The sequence below is a fragment of the Rathayibacter sp. AY1A5 genome (genome assembly GCF_002930875.1).
GTDB lineage: Bacteria > Actinomycetota > Actinomycetes > Actinomycetales > Microbacteriaceae > Rathayibacter.
The window spans coordinates 200,600-221,673 of the sequence record NZ_PSTM01000002.1; the positions used below are offsets into that span (position 1 = coordinate 200,600).

Here is a 21,074-nt window from a genome sequence, read left to right on the forward strand (position 1 = left end):
GGGTGCGGCGTCCGGCACGTCGGCTGCGACCACCCGGTCGAGGGGCCCTCCTCGACTCCCGAGCGCTCCGCTGCCCCGCGCCTCCGGAGGGAGACATCGGGGCATGCGGCGCCGGCGGGGTGGAGGGCTCTGGTTCCCCGCCCCGCCGGCGCCGGCCGCCCGCGAGGGGCGGCGAGGATGCTCGTTCGGGCGTGCCTCGAGTGACGGCTACATGCCGTCACTGAGCATGGACTGCACCAGCTTCACGTGGCGATCGAGGTTCAGCTGGCTGAACTCGCTGTTGTAGTTGAGGCCGTAGTTCAAGATGTGACCCGGGGTGCACTGGATCGTCGCGTCCGGTCCGTCCCAGGTGCGCAGCAGTGCCAGGGCCGAGTCCCAGCTGCTGTTCTCGCAGTTCGTGTTGAAGGTGGTCGACGTGCCCAAGCCCACGGTGTGCGAGATCTCGTGCATGGCGGTGCCCTCCACCATGTAGACGCGCTCCTTGCCGAAGCGGATCTGGCCGTAGATGTTCGCATCGGCCGTCGGGGTTCCGGGGCTGTACGAGACGGTCAGGGAGCGGGAGATGTTGCTGAGGCGGTTGTAGCGGGCCACGGCGCGGTCCATCGCGTCGGTGATGCGGGCGTAGGCGTCGGCCTCGTCAGCGGTCGGGCTCGCGACGCGGTTCAGCGTCCAGGTGATCTTCTGCACGGTCGGATCGGTCAGTGCCCAGCGCTGGGCCTTGGAGCCGGTGCAGGTCCACTGCTGAATGGGGGAGCCGTCGAGCTGGCGGAAGTCGTTATTGTCGAGGCAGAGGTCGCTGTGCCGATTGGCGATCTCGGCGTAGCCTCCGCCGACGGAGGTGATCCGCCACTGCTGGGCGGTGCTGCCGTTGCAGCTCCACTGCCGCACCTCCGAGCCCGGGGTGGTGCCGAAGTCGAAGTTGTCGAGGCAGAGGTTGCTGAAGGTGTTCTTGATCTCGGCGTAGCCTGTGCCGAGGTCGGTGACCTGCCAGCGCTGGTTGCTCCCCTCGGTGCAGCTCCACTGCCGCACCTCGGCTCCGGGCTGAGTGCCGAAGTCGAAGTCGTCGAGACACATGCTGCTGTGCTGGTTGCGGATCTCCTGCGCCGATCCGAGGCCGACCGGGGCGGTGGCTGCAGAGGCGGGCGAGCTGATGCCGAAGGTCGTGATGCCGACGACGGCCGCGATCAGGGCGCCGATCAGGCGCTTGGAGGGGTGGGACTTCGTTGTCCGGGACATGGGTGCCTTTCACAGACATCCGGCGTCCCCGGAGGGACGCGGGTGAGGGTCGCAGGAAGGAGCCGTGTCCGAAGGGGTCGGAGCACGGCAGAGGATGCGCCGGAGCGACCGGGATGGTGATCCGGTCGTCCCGCCGCGGGACGCGTCAGCGCCGACGCTCCGAGTGGGATGGGAAGCTGATCACGACCTGCATGTTGACGTGGACAACCATCGACCGGTCGCGGAGCCGGTGTCAAGTGCCGGTCTCGAGCGGATCCGGTCCGAGCCCCGCCGGGCGAGGGTGATCCGTCGACGCGGATCCCCGTGCTCGCAGGGAGAGAGCGCTCACACTCGCCGCTGCTGCGGCATCCCCGGGAATCCGCCATTGTTACCGTTAACAAAAGTCGGTACGGTGTCACCTGAAGTGGGCAAGCGCGTCCTCGCGCCTCGCGTCCCACTCCGACCGGTTCGAAGGCGAACCTGAGAGGAACGTCGATGATGACGACAGCACCACCCTCCCGCCGCACCCTCCCGCCGCAGGCCCACGCCCGGCCCCGATGACTGTCGGCCCCGCCGACACCTCCCACGCGGTGACCGCGGTCGGCGCCCGCAGCGCGCGACGTCCCGTCCTCGCACGCACGTCGACCTCCGCCTCCCGATCACGGGTCGCCAGGCCCGCGTCCCGGGCCGCCTCCCGGCGATTCCCTCCCCGCCAGACGGACGCCGGACACACCACTCCGCCGGCCGATCGCGCGGGCTCCGTCCTCCCCCTCCGACCCCTCACCTGAAGGACCCCCCCATGTCACGAACCCCCCGGCAGGAGCGCACCCGGCGCTCACGCCTCCCTCGAGCGGGCGCCGCGCTGACGCTCGCCATCGCCTGCCTCGGCGGCGTCCTCGGACCGATCGGGGCCGCCGGTGCCGCCGAGACGGTCCCCGCTCCTGCGCTGCAGTACTCGTTCGACGGCATCGGCGCGACGCTCGCCAACGGAGCCGTCGTCGCCGACTCCGCTCCGGGCAACCACCCCGGGACCCTGATCAACTCCGGCGCGACCAGCGTCGCGGGCCCCTCCGGCGCCTCCACCGACCGCGCTCTCTCGCTCCCGGGCGGATCGAGCACGTCGGCCGCGCCGCACGTCCGGATCGCTCCGGGCCTGATCCCCGCCGGCACGCAGGACGTCACGATGTCCGCCTGGCTGCGCTGGAGCGGTGCTCCGGACTGCACCTGGCCCTTCACGCTCGGCTCCAGCGTCGACTCCCACGTCCTCTCCACCACGAAGTGCGGACCGGCCGGCTTCGGCGCGATCAAGAGCGGCTCCGAGGTGCGGGCCGCAGGCAACACTCCGGTCGCCGCGAACCGCTGGGTGCACATGGCGGTCGTCGTCAAGGGCGGCCAGTCGGTCTCGACCTACTTCGACGGAGCTCTCGTCGGCCAGGGCAGCACGACCTTCACCGCCGCCTCGGCGATCGGCACCTCCACGTTCTCCGGCTTCCTCGGCAAGTCCTTCTACGGCGCGGACGCCTACTGGGCCGGCGCGATCGACGACATGCAGGTCTGGACCTCCGCGCTCACCGCCGGCCAGGTGCAGCAGAGCGCCGCGTCCGTGCACTCGGTGCTCGCGAACCAGGACGCCGCCGTCTCGCTCGGCGACACCTCGAACGTGACCTCGAACCTCGCCCTCCCCACGACCGGCGCCAACGGCTCCACGATCACCTGGACGTCGAGCGCCCCCGGCGTCGTCAGCACCAGCGGCGTCGTCACCCGGCCCGCCGCGGGCAGCCCTGACGCCACCGTCACGCTGACCCCGACCGCCGTCCACGGCGGCATCACCGTCGTCGGCCGTGCCACCACCGTGTTCGTCCCGGCGTACGCCGCCGGTGACAGCGCCGAGGCCGAGCTCGCCCGGGCCGTCGCCGACGGCATCAGCAACGATCCCGCTCTCGCCGGACCGGTGCGCGGCAGCCTGAACCTGCCCTCGACCGGAGCCGACGTCGCCGCCACCGCCGCGCGCGCGAACAGCTCCAGCGCCGTGGTCAGCTGGACCTCGTCGAACGAGGCCGTCATCACCTCCGCCGACAAGGGCACCGCGCCGAACGTCGTCGCGAAGGGCTCGCTCACGCGTCCGTCCGCCGACACCACCGTCACCCTCACCGCGACGGTCACGGTGCCCGGCACCACGCCCCTCGTGCGGACGCTCACGCGCACCGTTCCGGCCGCGGCTCCCGTGGCCGCGAGTGACCTCGACGCGTACCTGTTCGCGTACTTCACCGGCGACAGCATCGAAGGCGAGAAGATCCGCTTCGCGACCTCCGACGGCAACGACTCGCTCACGTGGAAGACCCTGAACGACGCCCAGCCGATCCTCACCTCCACCATGGGCACGAAGGGGCTGCGCGACCCGTTCGTCTTCCGCTCGAAGGAGGGCGACCGCTTCTTCCTGATGGCCACCGACCTCTCCGTCGGCACCACCGGCTTCGGCGGATCGACCAACCGCGGCAGCCGCTACCTCGAGATCTGGGAGTCCACGGACCTCGTCAACTGGGGCCAGCAGCGCCACGTCGAGGTCAACCTGCCCAACGCGGGCATGACCTGGGCACCGGAGGCCACCTACGACCCCACCATCGACGCCTACGTCGTCTACTGGACCTCGGCCCTCTTCACCGACAGCACGCGCAACGTCGAGGACGGCAACGGACCGCAGATCCTCACGTCCACCACCCGCGACTTCCGCGACTTCACCACCCCCGAGGTCTGGTTCAAGGCGGCTGACGTCCCCTCGCTCAACAAGAGCAACGGACTGATCGACGCCACGATGCTCAAGGACGGCGACACCTACTACCGCTTCACGAAGGCGACCCAGACCAGCGGCTGCCCCTCGCCCGACATCATCGGACAGAAGTCGACGAACCTCCGCGCCACCACCGCCTCCGGTGCGTGGAGCCTCATCGACACCTGCATCGGCCGCACCGCCGGAACGCCGGAGGTCGAGGGTCCCGAGATCTTCAAGACCAACGAGGGCGACCGGGCGGGGTACAAGTACTTCCTCTGGACCGACAACTACGGCGGACGCGGCTACATCCCGCTCGGCACGAACTCGCTCGAGGGCGACATCCAGTGGACGATCCCCAGCAGCTTCTCGCTGCCGACGTCGCCCCGCCACGGATCCGTCGTCTCCATCACTGCGAAGGAGCGCGACGGGCTCGCCGCGAAGTGGAACCCGTCGCTCCTGGTGACCTCGATCGACGCCGTGGCGCGGACCGTTCAGGCCGGATCGACCACCGTCGACCTGCCCGCCACGGTGGGCGCGACGTTCAAGGACGGCCACCGCGAGACGGTCGCCGTGACGTGGGCGACCGCCGATCTCAGCTCGCTGAAGAAGGCGGGCGACACCGTGCAGGTGCGCGGACAGCTCGCCAACTCGGCAGCGACGCCGGCCATCGCCACCATCACCGCCACGGCTCCTCCCGGACCGTCGCTGACGGCCTCGGCCGCGAGCCGCTGCGTCGCCGGCAAGGTGACGGTCACCGCGACCGGCACCAACACGAGCGGCTCCACGGTCGAGATGACCGTCGGCTCGCAGTGGGGGAGCAGGACCTTCGCCGGGGTCGCTCCCGGCAAGTCCGTGTCCGCCGCCTTCACCACCCGGGCGGCCTCGGTCACCGCGGGCGAGGTGAGCGTCGCCTCGAAGGACGCGAACGGCACCAGGACGGCCACCGCGCCGTACTCGGCGCTCACCTGCCGCTAGGCCGGTGACAGGGGAGGGGCGGCGTCCAGCCGCCCCTCCCCTGACCTCCTCCGTTCCGGGGCCTCCGGCCACCGGAGCAGGGGAGCATGGACCCTGGGTCCGTGCTCCCCGCATCCACCTCTCCCACGGAAGTAGACGAACAATGCGGTTCCGACGCACGACGGCCCTCCTGGTCGCCGCGAGCCTGACAGCGGGAGGGGCTGCGCTCGGCGCGGCACCCGCACAGGCCGCGGTGCCCAGCCCGGTCCTCTCCTACGACTTCTCCTCGTCCGCCGCCGTCGGCTCCGCCGTGGGCGCGGGCACGACCCTGACCGACTCCGCTGCGGGCCGCTCCGCCACCGTACGCGGGACCGGAGCGACGACCGTCGCCGGTCCGCGCGGCGGCACCGACCGCGCACTCCGCCTCCCCGGCGGCGCCGCAGGCAGCTCCGCCGCCTACGCCGAGATCGCGCCGGGACTGACCACGGCGGCCACCACCGACGTGACCATGTCGGCCTGGCTGCGCTGGGAGGGGAACCAGAACTGCAGCTGGGCGTACGCGCTCGGGCAGTCGACCGAGCGGTACCTCTTCACCACGCCCCAGTGTGGAAGCAGCCTGATCGGTGCCGTGAAGAACGGCTCGGAGCAGCGCGCGGCCGACTCCGGTCCCGCCGCCACCGGCCGCTGGAGCCACGTCGCCGTGGTCCTGCGCAGCGGCGTCAGCGTCTCGACCTACGTCGACGGCCGGCTCGCCCAGACCACCCCGACCTCCGCGACCGGAGCGGCGACTGTCGGCACCTCCGCCTTCTCCGGCCTCCTCGGCAAGTCGTTCTACGGCCCCGACCCTCTCTTCGCCGGGGCGATGGACGACGTGCACGTCTACTCCTCCGCACTGACCCAGGACCAGGTGCGCGAGGACGCGGCTCCGGCCGCTGCCGCGATCGCTGCATCGGACGCCGCCGCGGCGACCATCGCCGTGACCGGACCCGTCACCAGCGACCTCTCCCTCCCGACCCGCGGCGCGGGCGGCTCCGTCCTCACCTGGGCGAGCAGCGACCCCGCGGTGATCGGCACCGACGGCTCCGTGCGCCGCCCGGCACCCGGCTCGGCGAACGCCACCGTGACCCTGACCCCGACCGCGACGTTCGCCGGATCCGCCGCCACCGGCACCGCGCGAACCGTCACCGTCGCCGCCGACACCGAGGCCGACGCCACGGCGCGCCTGCGCACCGCCCTCGTCGTCCCGCCGACCGTCGCCTCCGGAACCGCTCTTCCCACGGTCGCCGGCTACACCGTGTCGTGGAGCGCGGACGGTGCCGGCCTGTCCGGCAGCCGCCTCGTGAACGACTCGGCGACCGACCGGGCACTCGCGCTCACCGCCTCCGTGAAGGTCGGCGCCACCACGCTGACGAAGACCTTCCGCACCACCGTCCTCAGCGCCTCCACGGCGAAGACCGTGGTGTCGTACACCCGGACGCCGACCGGCGAGGACAAGGCGAACCAGGACACGATCGCCCGCGGCCTCCACCTGGCACTCGGCTCGTCCGTCGCCGACGCAGCACCGCTCTCGGGCAACTCGGGAGTCCTCTTCGCCGACGGGGTCTTCCTCGGAACCGACAAGGCCGACAACCGCGGCCTCGCGAACCCCTCGCTGTTCACCTTCGCCGACGGCACCGTCGGCGTGATCGCCACGCGCGTCCTGCAGTCGGGCGCGTCCGACGGCACCGGGGCCTCGAGCGCTCTGATCTTCAAGGCCACGGACGCCACCGCGTCCGACTTCACCGAGCTCGGCCTCATCGACCTCGGCACCACCGGCGGCGTCGTCGCGCCGAAGGCCGTCTTCGACACGGACCAGAACCGCTACCTCGTCTCCTGGACGGACTCCTCCGGGGCGGCGAAGTACACGACCGTCACGGACCTCGCCCGCACCGAGCTCCGCGCGCAGGCGTTCTGGCCGAAGGACGGCGGCCGTCGCAGCGTCGTCGTGACCGACGGGAACCGCGGTGCGGTCCTCGGAGGAAGCCCCGCCACCGTCGCCGCTCCCGACCTCTCCGGAGTCCCGGGCCGCGTCGCCGACGCTCTGCCGGGCGGCGCGCTGACGGTCTCCGGCTCCGTCGCCGACTCGCTCGTGAAGAGGTTCGGCCGCACGGTCAACACCGGATCCTCGGTCGCACCGCAGACGATCGATCAGGGCGATACCTCCGCCCTGTCCGGAGTGAAGGCGCAGCTCTCCTACAACGACGGCTCGACCGGCAGCCTCGGCATCGACTGGAACCAGCAGCAGCTCGCCGACCTCGCCGCGAAGGGCCCGGGAACGTACGACCTCTCCGGGACCGTCCGCCAGCGGCAGTACAACGAGCCGTTCGCCTACAACCGCGCGGATCCGACGATCTACCGCTACGAGCGCAACGGGAAGACGCAGTACCTCTTCACCGCCACGGACGACACGAACAACAACAACGTCGCCTCGCAGCACCTGCCGATCCGGGTCGCCGACAGCATCGACCAGCTCAGCGACGACAACGGCGGACGGGCCCGTGAGGTGGACCTCCTCAACCGCACCACGCGGATGGACCGCACCGCCGAGGGCAAGGTGATCGCGGGCTGCTACTGGGCCCCCGAGATCCACGAGATCGGCGGCAAGCTCTCCATCCTGTTCGCCCCGTGCTTCAACCCGGACAACGACCAGTCGAACCAGAACGGTCAGTGGTTCACGGTGCAGGCGCACATCATGCAGCTGCGCGACGGCGGAGACCCCGCGAACCCCTCCGACTGGAGCGCGCCGCGCGCCGTCGTGAAGAGCGATGGGAGCGCCCTCGGACGCCCCGGCACGGGACGCAACATCAGCCTCGACATGACCTACTTCGAGTCCGGTGGAACTGCGTACTACGCCTGGTCCCAGCGCTACGTCGACAACGGAGTGAGCGACCCGGCGACCTGGATCGCCAAGGTCGATCCCGCGAACCCCACCCGCGTCATCGGCGAGCCGACCCCGATCATCGTGCCCTCGCTGACGTTCGAGGACCACCTGTCCGAGGGAGCGTTCGCGATCCAGCGCGACGGGAGGATCACGCTCGTCTACTCCAGCAGCGGCGTCAGCCCGAAGTACATCGTGGGCGGCGCCTGGGCGAAGGAGGGCAGTGACCTGACCGACATCGCGAGCTGGACCAAGTACGACGCCCCGCTCCTGCAGAGCGTTCCTATGCCCGACGGCGTCCTCGACTACCGCACTTACGAGCAGGGTCCCGGCCACGGAGCCGTCACCCAGGACGAGGACGGCAACGACGTGTACGTCTACCACACCTGGGGCAACGGAGTCGGGGGTGACGGCCGCGACACCCGTCTCGCCCGCATCCACTACGCCGCCGACGGCCGGCCGGTCTTCGACCTGACGCCGACGGAGGAGGTCGCACCCGCGAACCGGACTGTGACCGCCAAGGTCACCGTCACGTCGCCCCTGACCGTGACCGCCACGGCGTCGACCCGCTGCGTCAGCGGGAAGGTCGTCCTGACCACTGTGGTCAAGAACGACAGCCGCTCGATCATGGACATCACGACCGTCACCGCCTTCGGCTCGAAGACCGTGACCGGAGTCGCGCCGGGATCGTCCGCGTCGAGCGCCGTCACCACCCGAGCGGTCTCGATCCCCGCGGGGTCGGTGGCCGCGACAGGAAAGGCCGTCGTCGACGGGAAGACGGTCAGCACGCAGACGAGCGTCGACTACCCGGCGCGCAGCTGCCGCTGAGATGGTGAGGGAGCGGGCGCCACGATCGCCCGCTCCCTCGTCGCCCCGCCCCCGACCGGCACTGCGCCGCCCTGCAGTGCCGCCACCTCAGAAGGACGACCGACGAGATGCACCACAGAGTGAGAACCGGGACGGTCCCGACCATCGGGCCCGTGCTGACGAAGGTCGCGCAGTCGCACACCCTCACCGAGGAGAAGGACGACGGAGCGGCCGGCAGCGCAGCTGCGGTCGGAGGACACGACCTCCTGCTGATCAACGGCAACGCCCTCCCTCTCTCCTGAGCCCCCCTGCGCCGTACGGACGGGTCCTCGACCCTGATCGCCCGACGATCCCGCCGCGGCGGCATCACCACCGGCTGCGGACCGGGGCGGCGATCGGGCCGTATCCTGCTGTCCGGACCGATCGCTGATGTGCGAACCTCTCCTGAGCGGACTCCCGGATGCGGGCCGACCGTGACCGGTCCGGCCCGTTCCTCTCGTTGCAGCAGGAGACCGCCGTTCCCCAGGAGACACCCGTGATGCGCCTCGATCGATTCCTCGTGTCCCTGGCACGCTCTGCGCGGTGCACGAACCGCTGCGGAGCCTGCGGGCTCGACTGCAGCACCGACGTCTTCATCCTGATCGCGCTCGCGACCGGCGAGAACCGCGGCGAGTCCCGCCTCCGAGAGGTTCTCGACCACCGCTCCGGTGACCGTGTCGATGTCGTCGAGGTGCGCAAGCGCCTCCTGCGGCTCTCCCGCCGGGGTCTGGTGCTCCTCGAGAGAGGCAGGAGGACCCCGCTGCAGCGCATCGAGCGCTTCTCGATCACGCGCGACGGCCGGGCCTTCCTGGCGTCCCACGCCAGAGCACTGGACCTCCTCGCCGAGGAGATCCACGTCGCGCTGCTGTCCCGCTGACGAGCCGAGTGCCTGTGCGGGCGCACGCGGGACGTCTCCTGGTCGGCCGTCGTCGGATCGGTCGTGTCGGTGACGCTCCACGTGGCGCGACTTCGACATGGACGTCGCCTCCGGCTGCGTCCTGGGCGCTCCGGGGCAGCACGAGGCGTCGCCGACCATCCTGGGCGCCGCGTTCGCGACCGTGCTGCCGTGGCGCGACGCGATGGCGGCGCTCCTCGAGGAGGCCGTCACTGCTGCATCCTCAGCAGTGCGAGGCCGGCCTGGGGCTCGCCTCGACCCAGGAGCCGGGTCCGGGGACAGGCCTGTCCTGATCCTCGACCGCAGAAGGAAGAGTCTCGGTCCCGGTCGAGCTCCTCCGACCGGGATCCGCCTCGCGCCGGAAAGTGCCCTTCGTGCATCACCCCGGGCTGGAGAGCTGGACGATCTCGGAGATCACCGCGGCTCGAGTGTCGTCCGGTATCCGATCGCCTCCGAGGGAGTGGTGCGACCACAGGCCGTCAGCCGCAAGGCAGGCGATGAACTGGCGGAGAGCAATCGGATCGGTCGCGGTCTCCTCTGCGGAGGGCGTCCACCTTCGGCGCACCTCCGCTACCGGCGCTCGGAGAGCGGTGTCGCTGCCCGTGGCCTGGAGGAGTCCGATCTGCATGTGCGTCGACGGCGTCAGGGCGACGGTGACGTAGGCACTCACGCGCTCCGTCAAGGTGGCCTCGTCCGCGGTCTTCCCCGCGACGTCGATCAGCTGGGCTTCCCAGCCGGCCGCGACGTGCTCCTGGAGAGCATGGGCGAGATCGGCTCGATCGCGGAAGTGGTACATCATTCCACCGCGTGTCAGCCCAGCCTCTTCGGCAGTCGCTTCGAGCGTGACGCGAACAGAACCTTCCCTCGCCGCGACACGGACCGCTGCGTCGAGGATCCGAGTCCGGTTGTTGGGTCGCGTCGCGCGAGGAGACGTCCGAGGAGAAGCCAGGACCCCCTCACCGCTGGGCGGGTTCGGTTCCATGTCGTGATCGATTCCGCCGCTCCCTCGGTCCGAGTGAGCGGCTAGGGACGGCGGGTGCTGAGGCGCCCGGAGGGTGTCGACGCGTCACCGCACGAGCGGGTGCGACAGCGTCGGCCGCCAGTCTGCCATCCTCTCCTGCCGACGTCGGAAGGCGAGGCTCGACCCCCTCGGTGTCGAGCCGTCCTGACGACGGACTGCAGCCGGAGGGACGGCTGTCACGGTCGACGAATCAGGAAGCAACTGTACATTCATGATTGTACAGTTGTGGTACGGTAACGACCTGCCCAGCTTCGGAGCTGCGGGCGGTCAGATGCACTGCCGGTGCGGGATCCGAGGCTGAAAACCTCCAGCGACTTCATTCCTCAGAAGCCTGGAGGTTTCTTCATGTCCAGAATCGCGGACAAGCCGAACGCCCGCTGGTGGGCGCTCGCCGTTCTCGCCATGACCCAGCTCGTCGTCGTCCTCGACACGATGATCGTCACCATCGCCCTGCCTCAGGCCCAACTGGATCTCGGGATGAGCGACAGCCTGCGCCAGTGGGTCGTCACCGCCTACGCCCTCGCTTTCGGAGCACTTCTCCTTCTGGGCGGTCGGATCGCCGATTACTGGGGCCGCAAGCGCACCTTCATGGTCGGAATGATCGGCTTCGGAGCGGCCTCGCTCTGGGCCGGACTGTCGCAGAGCGGCATGGAACTCGTCATCGCTCGCGGCGTCCAGGGCGCCTTCGCGGCACTGCTCGCCCCCGCCGCACTCGCCATGCTCACCGTGACGTTCGCCCACGGCAAGGAGCGCAATCTCGCCTTCGCCGTCTTCGGCACGGTCGCCGGATCCGGAGCCGCAATCGGCCTGATCCTGGGCGGCGTGCTCACCGAATTCACCGACTGGCGCTGGTGCCTCTTCGTCAACCTCATCTTCGTCGCCTTCGGCCTCGTCGGCGGGGCTCTCGTGCTTCGCGAGAGCAAGGCGGAAGGAGACAACCGCTACGACGTCTGGGGAACCGTCACCGTGACCCTGGGACTGGGCGCGATCGTCTACGGGTTCACCCGAGCCGAGCACGGATGGGGCGCGATCGACACCGTCGCCTTCCTCGCACTCGGCATCGTCCTGCTGACCGTCTTCGTGCTCATCGAACGCACGGTCGACCAGCCGTTGCTGCCCCTGCGCGTCATCCTGCGTCGTGTGCGAGGCGGCGCGATCCTGATCCAGGCCGCCAATGGCGCCGTGATGATCGGGGCCATCCTCTATCTCGCGTTCTACTTCCAGATCGTGCTCGGAATGGGACCGCTGATGGCAGGACTCGCGAACCTCGCCATGACCGTCGCGATCATGGCGTTCTCGCCCGTCACCACGAAGATCCTCAACACGTTCGGCCCCCGACCCCTGATGATCGTCGGGCCGCTCGTCTCGGCAGCAGGGCTCTTCCTGCTCCTCGGCATCACCCCGGACGGGAACTACTTCCTCCAGGTCCTGCCCGCCCTGGTCGTGCTCGGAATCGGACTCTCCATGCTCTTCGTGCCCGTCCAGAACCTCGCCCTTCTCGGGGTCGAGAACGAGGACGCCGGAGTGGCCTCCGCCGTCGTCAACTCCGTCTTCCACATCGGCGGGTCCATCGGTCTCGCGGTGTTCACCGTGTTCTACGCGAGCACCGCGGACTCCGCCATCGCGTCCGGAACGGCCGAGCTCACCGCATTCACCGACGGCTACAAGGCCGTGTTCCTGGCCGCAGCAGTGACCATGGTCGCGGCCTCTCTCACCGGATTCCTCCTCATCCGAGGGAAGAAGGAAGACCTGAACCCCGCCTGGGACGAGGCGGAGGCCGCCCTCGTCCACTGAGACGATGCCGAAGGGGCGGGCCGGTTCGTGCAGCAGCGGCAGACCGGCTCGCCTCTTCCCGTCCGACTCACGACACCCCGTACGTCGCCGACCGACGACCTCCCCTCGATGGGGAGTCGTTCGTGGATCGCAACGGTCCGGTCGTCCGACGCGGCCGCGTCATCCGGTGGGTCTTCTCCCGCGATGCCGGCTGCACCGCCGAGATCATCGAGGGTCGCGACCCGGTCGCCCGGCACATCACCGCAGACCGGAACGACGACGCCCGGCCGCCCTCAGGTGAGAGGCGGCCGGGCGTCGTCGGTCGGAGGACCCGGTCAGGTCAGCCGCAGCGGAGCGCCGGGTAGGCGGCGCTCACCGGAGCGGAGGCGCTGCCGACGGTGGCGACCCCCTGGACGGTGCCGGCGGCGACCGAGGCGGCCCGCGTGGTCACGGCCAGCGAGGCGGTCCGGCCCGCATCGATCTGCTGCGTCTTCGCGCCCCACAGGGTGTTCCAGCGGAGGTCGGCGGTCGACGCGGCCTTGTTGACAGTGGTCAGCGTGACCACCACCTTGCCCGCGACGCAGCGAGCCGCTGCAGTGGCGGTGACGGGCACAGCCGGCGCCTTCACGGTGATCGTCGCCGTGACGGTGCGGTTGGCCGAGGCCACCTCCTGCTCCTTCGAGAGCGAGAGGTCGAGCCGGCCGCTCGCGCGGATGTTCACGCCCTTGAACCAGGTGTTGCGGTCCGAATCGAACAGGCCGCCCGCGTTCTGCGGATCGGTCGCCGTGTGCGGGTCCGGGTAGGGGCGGGCGTGGTAGGCGAGGAGCAGGTTGCCCGACTCGTCCTCGACGAACGAGTTGTGCCCGGTGCCGGCCTGCTGGCGCGAGAAGTACTGCGTCTCGTCCGCGCCGAGGCGGCCCAGGTAGGTGTCCTCGGTGTCCAGCACGGGGAACGCGGTCTGCGTCCACGTCGCGGGGTTGAGGAGGTCGGCACTCGCGTCGGCCGTGAGCAGGCCGAGCGAGTAGTACTTGTCGACCGTTCCGCCCGAGTAGGTGAGGTACATGCGTCCCCCCTTGGACACGATGAACGGTGCCTCGACGACGCCCTGGTCGTTGCCCTCGGTGGTGTCGGACGGGGTCGGCGAGCGCTTGCCCGACTCCCACGGCTGGCTCTCGCCGTAGATGCGGGTGACCGCACCGGTCACCAGCGGGACGGTGCCCTTGGGCCCCATCGTCGCCTTGGCGAGGGAGAGCGTGTTGCCGTTGGGCAGGACCCAGTAGCCCTGGGTGGCGCCGTTCTCCTGGCGGTCGATGTAGCTGACGTCGAAGGCCGCGCCCTCGAGGACGACCGGCTCGCCCCACTTCGTCTGGTCGAGGAATCCGCCCTCGGCGATCGAGGCGTCGGTCCCGGTGTAGGGGATCAGGACGGTGTTGTCGCACCAGCCGCCCACGGGCGCGTAGCCCTTGTTCATGCCGGCGACGATCCACCAGGTGCCGTTGATCTTGTGGAACTCCTGCGCCCAGATGTATCCGCCCCAGCCGTAGAAGGTGTTCGGGTACTGGCTCTGGCGACCGGGCGTGCCGGCGTCGGGGTCGATCACGATCTGCTCGGGAGCGGAGTCGAGACCGGCGATGGTCTTCGAGCGCTTGAGCCCGATCTTGCGGTAGCTGGAGCTCTCCTCGATCGGGCCGAGCGAGTCCTGACCGTAGTGCGAGCCCGTGAGGTAGTAGTAGCCGTCGTCCTCGTTGAAGAAGACGTGCGGATCCGCGCGGGCCTCGTTGACCATCGCCTCGGGGTCCTGCTGGACGGAGCCGGTGACCCGGTAGGTCCCGGGACGCGAGGTGTCGACGGCGGTGGTCAGATCGTCCTGCCAGTCGACGTTGAGCGACTTGGTCGAGCCGTCGTTGTACTCCATCACGGCCTGCCCCGGGAGCGCTGCGGCGATCGCAGCGGATCCGGCGCCGGAGTCGACGGAGCCGCTGAGCGACTTCACACCGGTGTTCTTCAGGTCGACGTATTCGCGGTAGAACGTGCTGAACTCGGTCGAGGTCAGCGCCGTCTCGCCGGCCTGGCCCTGGGTGAACCCGGCGGGGAGACCCGAGCCCTGGACACCGGGGACGCGGGCGTCGGCGCGGGTGGTCGCTCCGGGAGCGGTGCCGGAGGCGAGGTCCGTGAACAGCGTCACGCGGCCCTCGGTGGTGAGCAGATCGGTCCAGAACAGCTTGTAGACGCCGAGGGCGGAGTCGAAGACGATCCGCGGGTCGGTCACGACCGAGCCCGGCGCGACCCGGAGGACGCGCTGGTCGCGGAACGTGCGGCCGTCGGCGGAGCTCCAGAGGTAGACGGAGTCCGTGGCGTTGTTCTGCGACGAGACCGCGCCGAGCGAGCCGTCCTTCGAGCGGAACAGCAGCGGCGAGCCCATCTGGGCGTTCGGGCGCTGCGCCTGATCGCCGTCCTTGAGGACGGAGAGGATCGACTGCGAGCGGTTCAGCGGCTCCCAGGTGGTCGCGCCGGCGGGCAGTGCGGCCGTGAAGAGCGAGTCCGCGCGGCGGTCGTCGTTGTACGCCAGCGGGTCGTCCTTCACTCCGTTCGTCGTGGTGACGGTCTTGACGGAGGTGGCGATGCGCCCGCCGGGCACGGCGAGGGTGCTGTCCCACGCGTAGGTCTGCCCGGCGACGGCTGCCTGGAGGCGGACGGCGACGGGAGCGGTGAGGCCCGAGAGGTTCACGGCGCCGGTGGAGGAGACGCGCGCGGCGCCGGCGCCGGAGGCGGTCCACGTCACGGTGTTCCCGAGGACCTGCGCGGGCAGGTCGCCGAGCACGGTCGTGGGGACGTCGAGGGCGGCGCGCAGGTCGGTTGCCACGGTGCTGCTCGTCGCGCCCAGCTCGGCCCCGGTCAGGGCGCGGTCGTAAACGCGCAGATTGTCGAGGAGTCCGGCGAAGTACTCCCCGCCGCCCCAGTTGGCCTTGCCGACCTGAAGGACTCCGCCGGTCGATCCGAGGACCGTCGCGAGGGAGGGGCCGGCCGTCGTGACGGCGACGGGCTTCGCGTCGACGTAGAGGCGGGCGGTGCCGGCGCTCAGCACGAGATCGACGTGCTTCCACTCCGTGCTGCTCGGGCCGGTGAGGTTGCCCGAGGAGTCGCGGGCGCCGCTGTTGGCGTACCGCTCGACGGTGATGCCGTTCGTCCTGTCGAGGACGCCGACGTACTTCTCCTGGGCGTAGTCCTGGGTCGCGGCCGAGCGAGCGGCGAAGACCGACCAGCCGACGTTGTCCGCGGCGGCGGGCTTGGAGTCGTACGACAGAGTGACGGAGTCGCGACCCTTCAGCAGCGGCTGCCCGTCGGTCGCAGTGAGGTCGAGCCAGAACAAGGACGACAGCGAGACGGCGCTGCCCTGCCCGGTGCGGCCGGCGACGAGGGTCGGCGTGCCCTTCACGGCGGCGCGGGTCGACCTGTCGGTGAAGGCGCCTCCACTCGGGGCGGTGTCGAAGGTGAAGTCCGCGAGCAGGCTCTGCGCGGGAGTGGTCGCCGCTGTCGCGGCGACGGCGACCGGCACGGCGGCGCCGGCGGCGAGGGCGATCGTCGCGGATGCGGCGAGGGTGGCGGCGAGCAGGCGCGAGGGCCTGCCTCCGCCCGGGGGTCGTGACGTCATCGTCGACGTGTCCTCTCGGGTTCTGCAGCGAACCGGTGGGCGGACGGGGGATCCCGCCAGCGGTATGGTCTTCGCACGGTACCGGCGATTGTTCACGGTAACAAGGGAGCACGACCATCGGTTGCGAAACTCCCACACCCGTCGGACATCCGGGCGAGCAGAACGCCGAAGCGGGAGGGCCGGCAGCCTCTGCCCCCGCCCCGCCCGGTCAGTGCCCGCGCGCGATCCACTCCTCGCGGTGCGGCGCCTCCGCTCCGATCGTGGTCGAGTCGCCGTGGCCGGTCCGGACCACCGTCTCGGCGGGCAGCGTCAGCAGGCGCTCCGTGATCGAGTCGATGATCGTCGGGAAGTCGCTGTACGAGCGGCCGGTGGCCCCCGGCCCGCCCTGGAAGAGGGTGTCGCCGGTGAACACCGTGCCGAGCGCCTCGGCGACGAAGCAGACGGCGCCGGGGGTGTGGCCCGGGGTGTGCCGCACCTCGAGCTCGACGCCGGCGACGGGCACGATCCGCCCGTCGACCAGGGCGCCGCTCGGGGCCGTGCCGGGGTGCACGGCGTCCCACAGCATCCGGTCGGCCTCGTGGAGCAGCACCGGGGCGCCGGTCGCAGCGCGGACTCCCTCGACCGCGTCGAGGTGGTCGTCGTGCCCGTGGGTCAGCAGCACGGCGAGGAGCCGGCGCTCGCCGACGGCCGCGAGGATCGCGTCCGCGTCGTGGGCCGCGTCGATGACGACGCACTCGGAGTCGTCGCCGACGATCCACACGTTGTTGTCGACGTCCCAGGTGCCGCCGTCGAGGCTGAAGGTGCCGCTCGTGACGAGCTGCTCGATCCGCGCGCCCATCAGAGCACCACCACCGAGCGGAGCACGTCGCCGCCGGCCATCGTGGCGAAGGCCTCCTCGATGTCCTCGATCCCGATCCGCTCGCTCACGAACTCGTCCAGGGGCAGGCGGCCCTGGAGGTAGAGGCCGGTCAGCATCGGGAAGTCCCTCTCCGGCAGGCAGTCGCCGTACCAGCTCGACTTCAGCGAGCCGCCGCGGCCGAAGACGTCGAGCAGGGGGATCTCGAGCGTCATCTCGGGAGTCGGCACCCCGACCAGCACCACGGTCCCGGCGAGGTCGCGGGCGTAGAACGCCTGGCGCCAGGTCTCGGGGCGGCCCACGGCGTCGATGACGACGTCCGCTCCGAAGCCGTTCGTCAGGGCCTGCACCGCCGCGACGACGCCCGCCTCGTCGAGGCCGCTGGAGTCGATGACGTGCGTGGCGCCGAGCTTCTCGGCCGCGACCAGCTTCTTGGGGTCCCGGTCGATCGCGATGACCGTGCCGGCGCCCGCGAGAGCGGCGCCGACCACGGCGGCCGTGCCGACTCCTCCGCAGCCGATGACCGCGACGGAGTCGCCGCGCGTCACGTTCCCGGTGTTCATCGCCGCGCCGAGGCCGGCCATGATCCCGCAGCCGAGCAGGCCCACCGCGGCGGGGTCCGCCTCCGGATCGACCTTCGTGCACTGCTTCGCGTGCACGAGGGTCTTCTCGGCGAAGGCGCCGATCCCGAGGGCGGGGCTGAGCTCGGTGCCGTCCTCCAGGGTCATCCGCTGCGTCGCGTTGAAGGTGTCGAAGCAGTACCAGGGCTCGGCCCGGGTGCAGGCCCGGCACTCGCCGCAGACCGCGCGCCAGTTGAGGACCACGAAGTCGCCGACCGCGACATGGGTGACTCCCTCTCCGATCGCGCTGACCCGTCCGGCCGCCTCGTGACCGAGGAGGAAGGGGAAGTCGTCGCTGATCCCGCCCTCGCGGTAGTGGAAGTCGGTGTGGCAGACACCGCAGGTCTCGATGTCGACCACGGCCTCGCCCGGGCCCGGATCGGGGACGACGATGTCGACGAGCTCCACGGGAGCGCCCTTCGACCGGGCGATGACGCCGCGCACAGTGGTGGGCATGGGGGCTCCTTCGACGGGGGCGTGCAGGTCCGATCCACAGTAACGACCGCGGGAGGCGGGTGCGCCGGGTGGACGCGGGCGCTCCCGCCCACTCCGGGGCCGGGCCGCCCGCCTCGCGGACCGCGACCCTGACAGTCGGTAGGGTGCGGGCCATGCGCACTCTGTACCCCGAGATCGAGCCCCACGACTCCGGCATGCTCGACGTCGGCGACGGCCACTCGCTGTATTGGGAGGTCTCGGGCAACCCCGAGGGCAAGCCCGTCGTGTTCCTGCACGGCGGCCCCGGCGCCGGCACCTCGCCCGCCCACCGGCGGCTGTTCGACCCCGAGAAGTACCGCATCGTGCTGTTCGACCAGCGGATGTGCGGCCGCTCCACCCCGCACGCCGGCGAGCCGGAGGCCGACCTCTCGACCAACACCACCTGGTACCTGGTCGCCGACATCGAGCGCCTCCGCGAGTACCTCGGGGTCGAGCGCTGGCTCGTGCTCGGCGGCTCCTGGGGCTCGACCCTCGCCCTCGCCTACGCCGAGACCCACCCCGAGCGGGTCAGCGAGATCGTCCTCCGCGGGATCTTCACCCTCCGCCGCGCCGAGCTCGAGTGGTTCTACGAGGGCGGCGCCGCCGCGGTCTACCCGGACCTCTGGGAGGGCTACACCTCCGTCGTCCCGGCCGGCGAGCGGGGCAGCCTCATCGAGGCGTACTACCGCCTGCTCCACGACGCGGACCCCGCCGTGCACGGCCCCGCCGGCGTCGCCTGGACCACCTGGGAGGCGTCGACCATCACCCTCGTGCAGAAGCCGGAGCTGATCGCGGACTGGTCCGATCCCGTCTTCGCGCTCGCCTTCGCCCGCATCGAGAACCACTTCTTCGTGCACAGGGGCTGGCTGGAGGAGGGGCAGCTGATCCGCGACGCCGGTGTCCTCCGCGACATCCCGGCCGTCATCGTGCAGGGCCGCTACGACATGTGCACCCCGGCCTTCACCGCCTGGGACCTGCACCGGGCCTGGCCCGAGGCCGACTTCCGGATGATCGCCGACGCGGGCCACGCCTTCGACGAGCCGGGGATCCTCGACGCGCTGATCGAGGCGACGGACCGCTTCGCGTCCTGACGCGCGGGGCGGTCCGCGCCTCGCGGCCGGGATGCCCGGGCGCCCGTGCCTGAGCGTCCCGCGCCCGGTGCCGTCGTGTCCCGGGAGCGGGTCTACCCTGATCAGATGCGCGCGGACGACGCCTCCGGGATGGAGGACTGGCCCACCGGCCGGCTGCTCTCCACCGCCTCCCGGATGGTCGAGCACGCCTGGCACGGCGCCCTCGCCGAGATCGGCCTCACCCACGCCGGCCTGATCGTGCTGCACCTCCTGCAGGCGGGCCCCGTCGCGCAGAAGGAGCTGGCCGCCGCGGCCCACGTCGAGGTGCAGACCATGTCGCGCACCATCGAGCGCCTCGAGCGCGAGGGCCACGTCTCGCGCACCACGGATCCGTCGGACCGCCGCCGGCAGCTCGTCGCGCTCACCGACGCGGGCGGCGAGGCCTGGCGCCGGGCGCACCGCCTCGAGGTCGACATGTTCCCGGGCTCGCTCGAGCACGGCCCCCTGCGCGAGGCGCTGCTCGAGATCATCCGCTCGGCCAGCGAGTCGCGCTGGGGCTGACCGCAAGCCCGAGCGGAGCCCGTCCGCGGAGCGCTAGCTTCGTCGGCATGACCTTCAACGACGACTCCCAGCTCAGCGGCGGCAAGGTCCGCCGCCGCGGCCGCACCACCGGCATCGCCGTCGGCGGGGGCGCGGTGGGCGTGGTCGTGCTCGCGCTGCTCTCGCAGCTGCTCGGCGTGAACCTCTCGGGCCTCGGCGAGGTGTTCGGCGGAGGCGGGTCCTCGCCGGAGGGCGTCACCTCCACCGCGGTGGCCTGCGACAGCGGCGCCGACGCGAACACGCAGGTCGACTGCCGCCTCGAGGGTGCGGCCGAGTCGCTCGACCGCTACTGGGGCGAGCAGACTCCGACTCTCGGAGTCGCCTACACGACCCCGACCGGCGTCGACCTGTTCGAGGACAGCACCACCACCGGCTGCGGGAGCGCGACCGCCGCGGTCGGCCCGTTCTACTGCCCGCCGGATCGGACGATCTACCTCGACACCGACTTCTTCGACGAGCTGCGCACCCGGTTCGACACCTCGGGCGGATCGCTCGCGCAGATGTACATCCTCGCCCACGAGTGGGGCCACCACATCCAGAACCTGACCGGCGCGATGGAGTCGGCGGACCGCTCCGGCACCGGCCCCGAGTCGGACTCGGTGCGCCTCGAGCTGCAGGCCGACTGCTTCGCCGGAGCCTGGGTGGGCGACGCCTCGACGGTGCCCGACGAGACCGGCACGCCCTACCTCAAGCCGGTGACGGCGCAGGAGTACCAGGACGCGCTCGGCGCCGCGGCCGCCGTCGGCGACGACCGCATCCAGGAGCAGGCCACCGGCACCGTCGATCCGGAGGGATGGACGCACGGCTCGGCCGAGCAGCGGCAGCGCTGGTTCCAGGCCGGCTTCGAGGGCGACGCCACCAGCTGCGACACCTTCGCGGCCGCGCAGCTCTGACCGGGCGCCGCTGAGGACTCCTCGCCGCTCCCTGGGGACCCGCGCGGGTCAGGACACGGAGTCGGCCGGCTCCTCCATGTACCACTCGGTGAACGAGCGCGCCCGCCCGTCGGGGGCGAAGCGGATGACCCAGAGGTTCAGGTAGGTGCGGTCGCCCGGGTAGACGGTGCGCCCCTCCACCACGGCGGTCTCCTCCGTCAGCGCGACCAGGCCCCACGCGAACGTCGGGTCGGCGGGCTCCTCCTCCGCCAGCCACCACTCGACGATCGCGTCGCGCGGAGTGATCGCGTCGCGGTGCGGCGCCGTGAAGTACTCGGCGTCCTCGGTGAACAGTGCGGCCACGTCGGCCGCGTCGTCCGTGGCCCAGGCCTTCTCGTAGCCGGTGATCCAGCTCTCGATGTCGATCATCCGCCCATCCTCGTCCTGCCCGACGCGCGCGGGAAGGAGGAGGAGGGAACAAAGCGGCGGCCCGCGCTGTTGAGCCCCGAGCCGGTCGAAAGCAGAGCCGAGCGATACGA

General features: G+C 71.1%; 14 protein-coding genes. 8 read left to right on the forward strand and 6 right to left on the reverse strand.

Features of this window, described 5'->3' with window-relative positions; genetic code table 11:
- Nucleotides 1-207: 207 nt before the first annotated feature.
- Nucleotides 208-1,236, reverse strand: a complete 1,029-nt coding sequence (locus C5B98_RS02185; protein ID WP_104327233.1) for an RICIN domain-containing protein — start codon at nucleotides 1,234-1,236, stop codon at nucleotides 208-210.
- A 778-nt stretch (nucleotides 1,237-2,014) separates the two neighbouring features.
- Between C5B98_RS02185 and C5B98_RS02190 the strand changes: the two genes are divergently transcribed.
- The 4 genes from C5B98_RS02190 to C5B98_RS02200 all read left to right on the forward strand — a co-directional run bounded on the left by C5B98_RS02190 (nucleotide 2,015) and on the right by C5B98_RS02200 (nucleotide 9,579).
- A complete protein-coding gene (locus C5B98_RS02190; RefSeq protein ID WP_104327234.1) occupies nucleotides 2,015-4,960 on the forward strand; it encodes an immunoglobulin-like domain-containing protein in 2,946 nt (981 codons plus the stop codon).
- Between the two features lie 142 nt (nucleotides 4,961-5,102).
- On the forward strand, nucleotides 5,103-8,684 hold the full coding sequence (locus tag C5B98_RS02195; protein ID WP_104224391.1) for a family 43 glycosylhydrolase: 3,582 nt from the start codon (nucleotides 5,103-5,105) through the stop codon (nucleotides 8,682-8,684).
- A gap of 152 nt (nucleotides 8,685-8,836) precedes the next feature.
- Entirely contained in the window at nucleotides 8,837-8,965 is a 129-nt protein-coding gene (locus C5B98_RS17180) for a hypothetical protein (RefSeq protein WP_258059766.1), read from the forward strand.
- A 233-nt stretch (nucleotides 8,966-9,198) separates the two neighbouring features.
- On the forward strand, nucleotides 9,199-9,579 hold the full coding sequence (locus C5B98_RS02200; RefSeq protein ID WP_146076480.1) for a hypothetical protein: 381 nt from the start codon (nucleotides 9,199-9,201) through the stop codon (nucleotides 9,577-9,579).
- A 397-nt stretch (nucleotides 9,580-9,976) separates the two neighbouring features.
- Here the strand turns inward: C5B98_RS02200 and C5B98_RS02205 are convergent, their stop codons facing one another.
- Entirely contained in the window at nucleotides 9,977-10,579 is a 603-nt protein-coding gene (locus C5B98_RS02205) for a TetR/AcrR family transcriptional regulator (RefSeq protein WP_104327235.1), read from the reverse strand.
- A 384-nt stretch (nucleotides 10,580-10,963) separates the two neighbouring features.
- Between C5B98_RS02205 and C5B98_RS02210 the strand changes: the two genes are divergently transcribed.
- A complete protein-coding gene (locus C5B98_RS02210; RefSeq protein ID WP_104226024.1) occupies nucleotides 10,964-12,412 on the forward strand; it encodes an MFS transporter in 1,449 nt (482 codons plus the stop codon).
- A 319-nt stretch (nucleotides 12,413-12,731) separates the two neighbouring features.
- Here C5B98_RS02210 and C5B98_RS02215 read toward each other — a convergent pair whose 3' ends face one another.
- The 3 genes from C5B98_RS02215 to C5B98_RS02225 form a co-directional block, all read right to left on the reverse strand.
- The gene (locus C5B98_RS02215) at nucleotides 12,732-16,043 is read right to left on the reverse strand and encodes a family 43 glycosylhydrolase (protein ID WP_104327236.1); all 3,312 of its coding nucleotides are present in this window, start codon (nucleotides 16,041-16,043) and stop codon (nucleotides 12,732-12,734) included.
- A gap of 208 nt (nucleotides 16,044-16,251) precedes the next feature.
- Nucleotides 16,252-16,881, reverse strand: coding sequence for an MBL fold metallo-hydrolase (locus C5B98_RS02220; protein ID WP_104247850.1), 630 nt, complete (start codon nucleotides 16,879-16,881; stop codon nucleotides 16,252-16,254).
- Nucleotides 16,881-17,975, reverse strand: coding sequence for an S-(hydroxymethyl)mycothiol dehydrogenase (locus tag C5B98_RS02225; RefSeq protein WP_104226021.1), 1,095 nt, complete (start codon nucleotides 17,973-17,975; stop codon nucleotides 16,881-16,883). Before C5B98_RS02225 ends, C5B98_RS02220 begins: the two co-directional genes overlap by 1 nt.
- Before the next feature lie 152 nt (nucleotides 17,976-18,127).
- On the opposite strand from C5B98_RS02225, the gene pip reads away from it, so the two are divergent.
- The 3 genes from pip (at nucleotide 18,128) to C5B98_RS02240 (ending at nucleotide 20,556) form a co-directional block, all read left to right on the forward strand.
- A complete protein-coding gene (pip, locus tag C5B98_RS02230; protein WP_104327237.1) occupies nucleotides 18,128-19,084 on the forward strand; it encodes a prolyl aminopeptidase in 957 nt (318 codons plus the stop codon).
- Between the two features lie 105 nt (nucleotides 19,085-19,189).
- Complete coding sequence (locus C5B98_RS02235; RefSeq protein ID WP_104224399.1) at nucleotides 19,190-19,624, forward strand: MarR family winged helix-turn-helix transcriptional regulator; 435 nt, start codon at nucleotides 19,190-19,192, stop codon at nucleotides 19,622-19,624.
- Nucleotides 19,625-19,671: 47 nt separating this feature from the next.
- Entirely contained in the window at nucleotides 19,672-20,556 is an 885-nt protein-coding gene (locus tag C5B98_RS02240) for a neutral zinc metallopeptidase (RefSeq protein WP_104224400.1), read from the forward strand.
- Between the two features lie 48 nt (nucleotides 20,557-20,604).
- Here C5B98_RS02240 and C5B98_RS02245 read toward each other — a convergent pair whose 3' ends face one another.
- Nucleotides 20,605-20,964, reverse strand: a complete 360-nt coding sequence (locus tag C5B98_RS02245; protein ID WP_104224401.1) for a nuclear transport factor 2 family protein — start codon at nucleotides 20,962-20,964, stop codon at nucleotides 20,605-20,607.
- Between the last annotated feature and the right edge of the window lie 110 nt (nucleotides 20,965-21,074).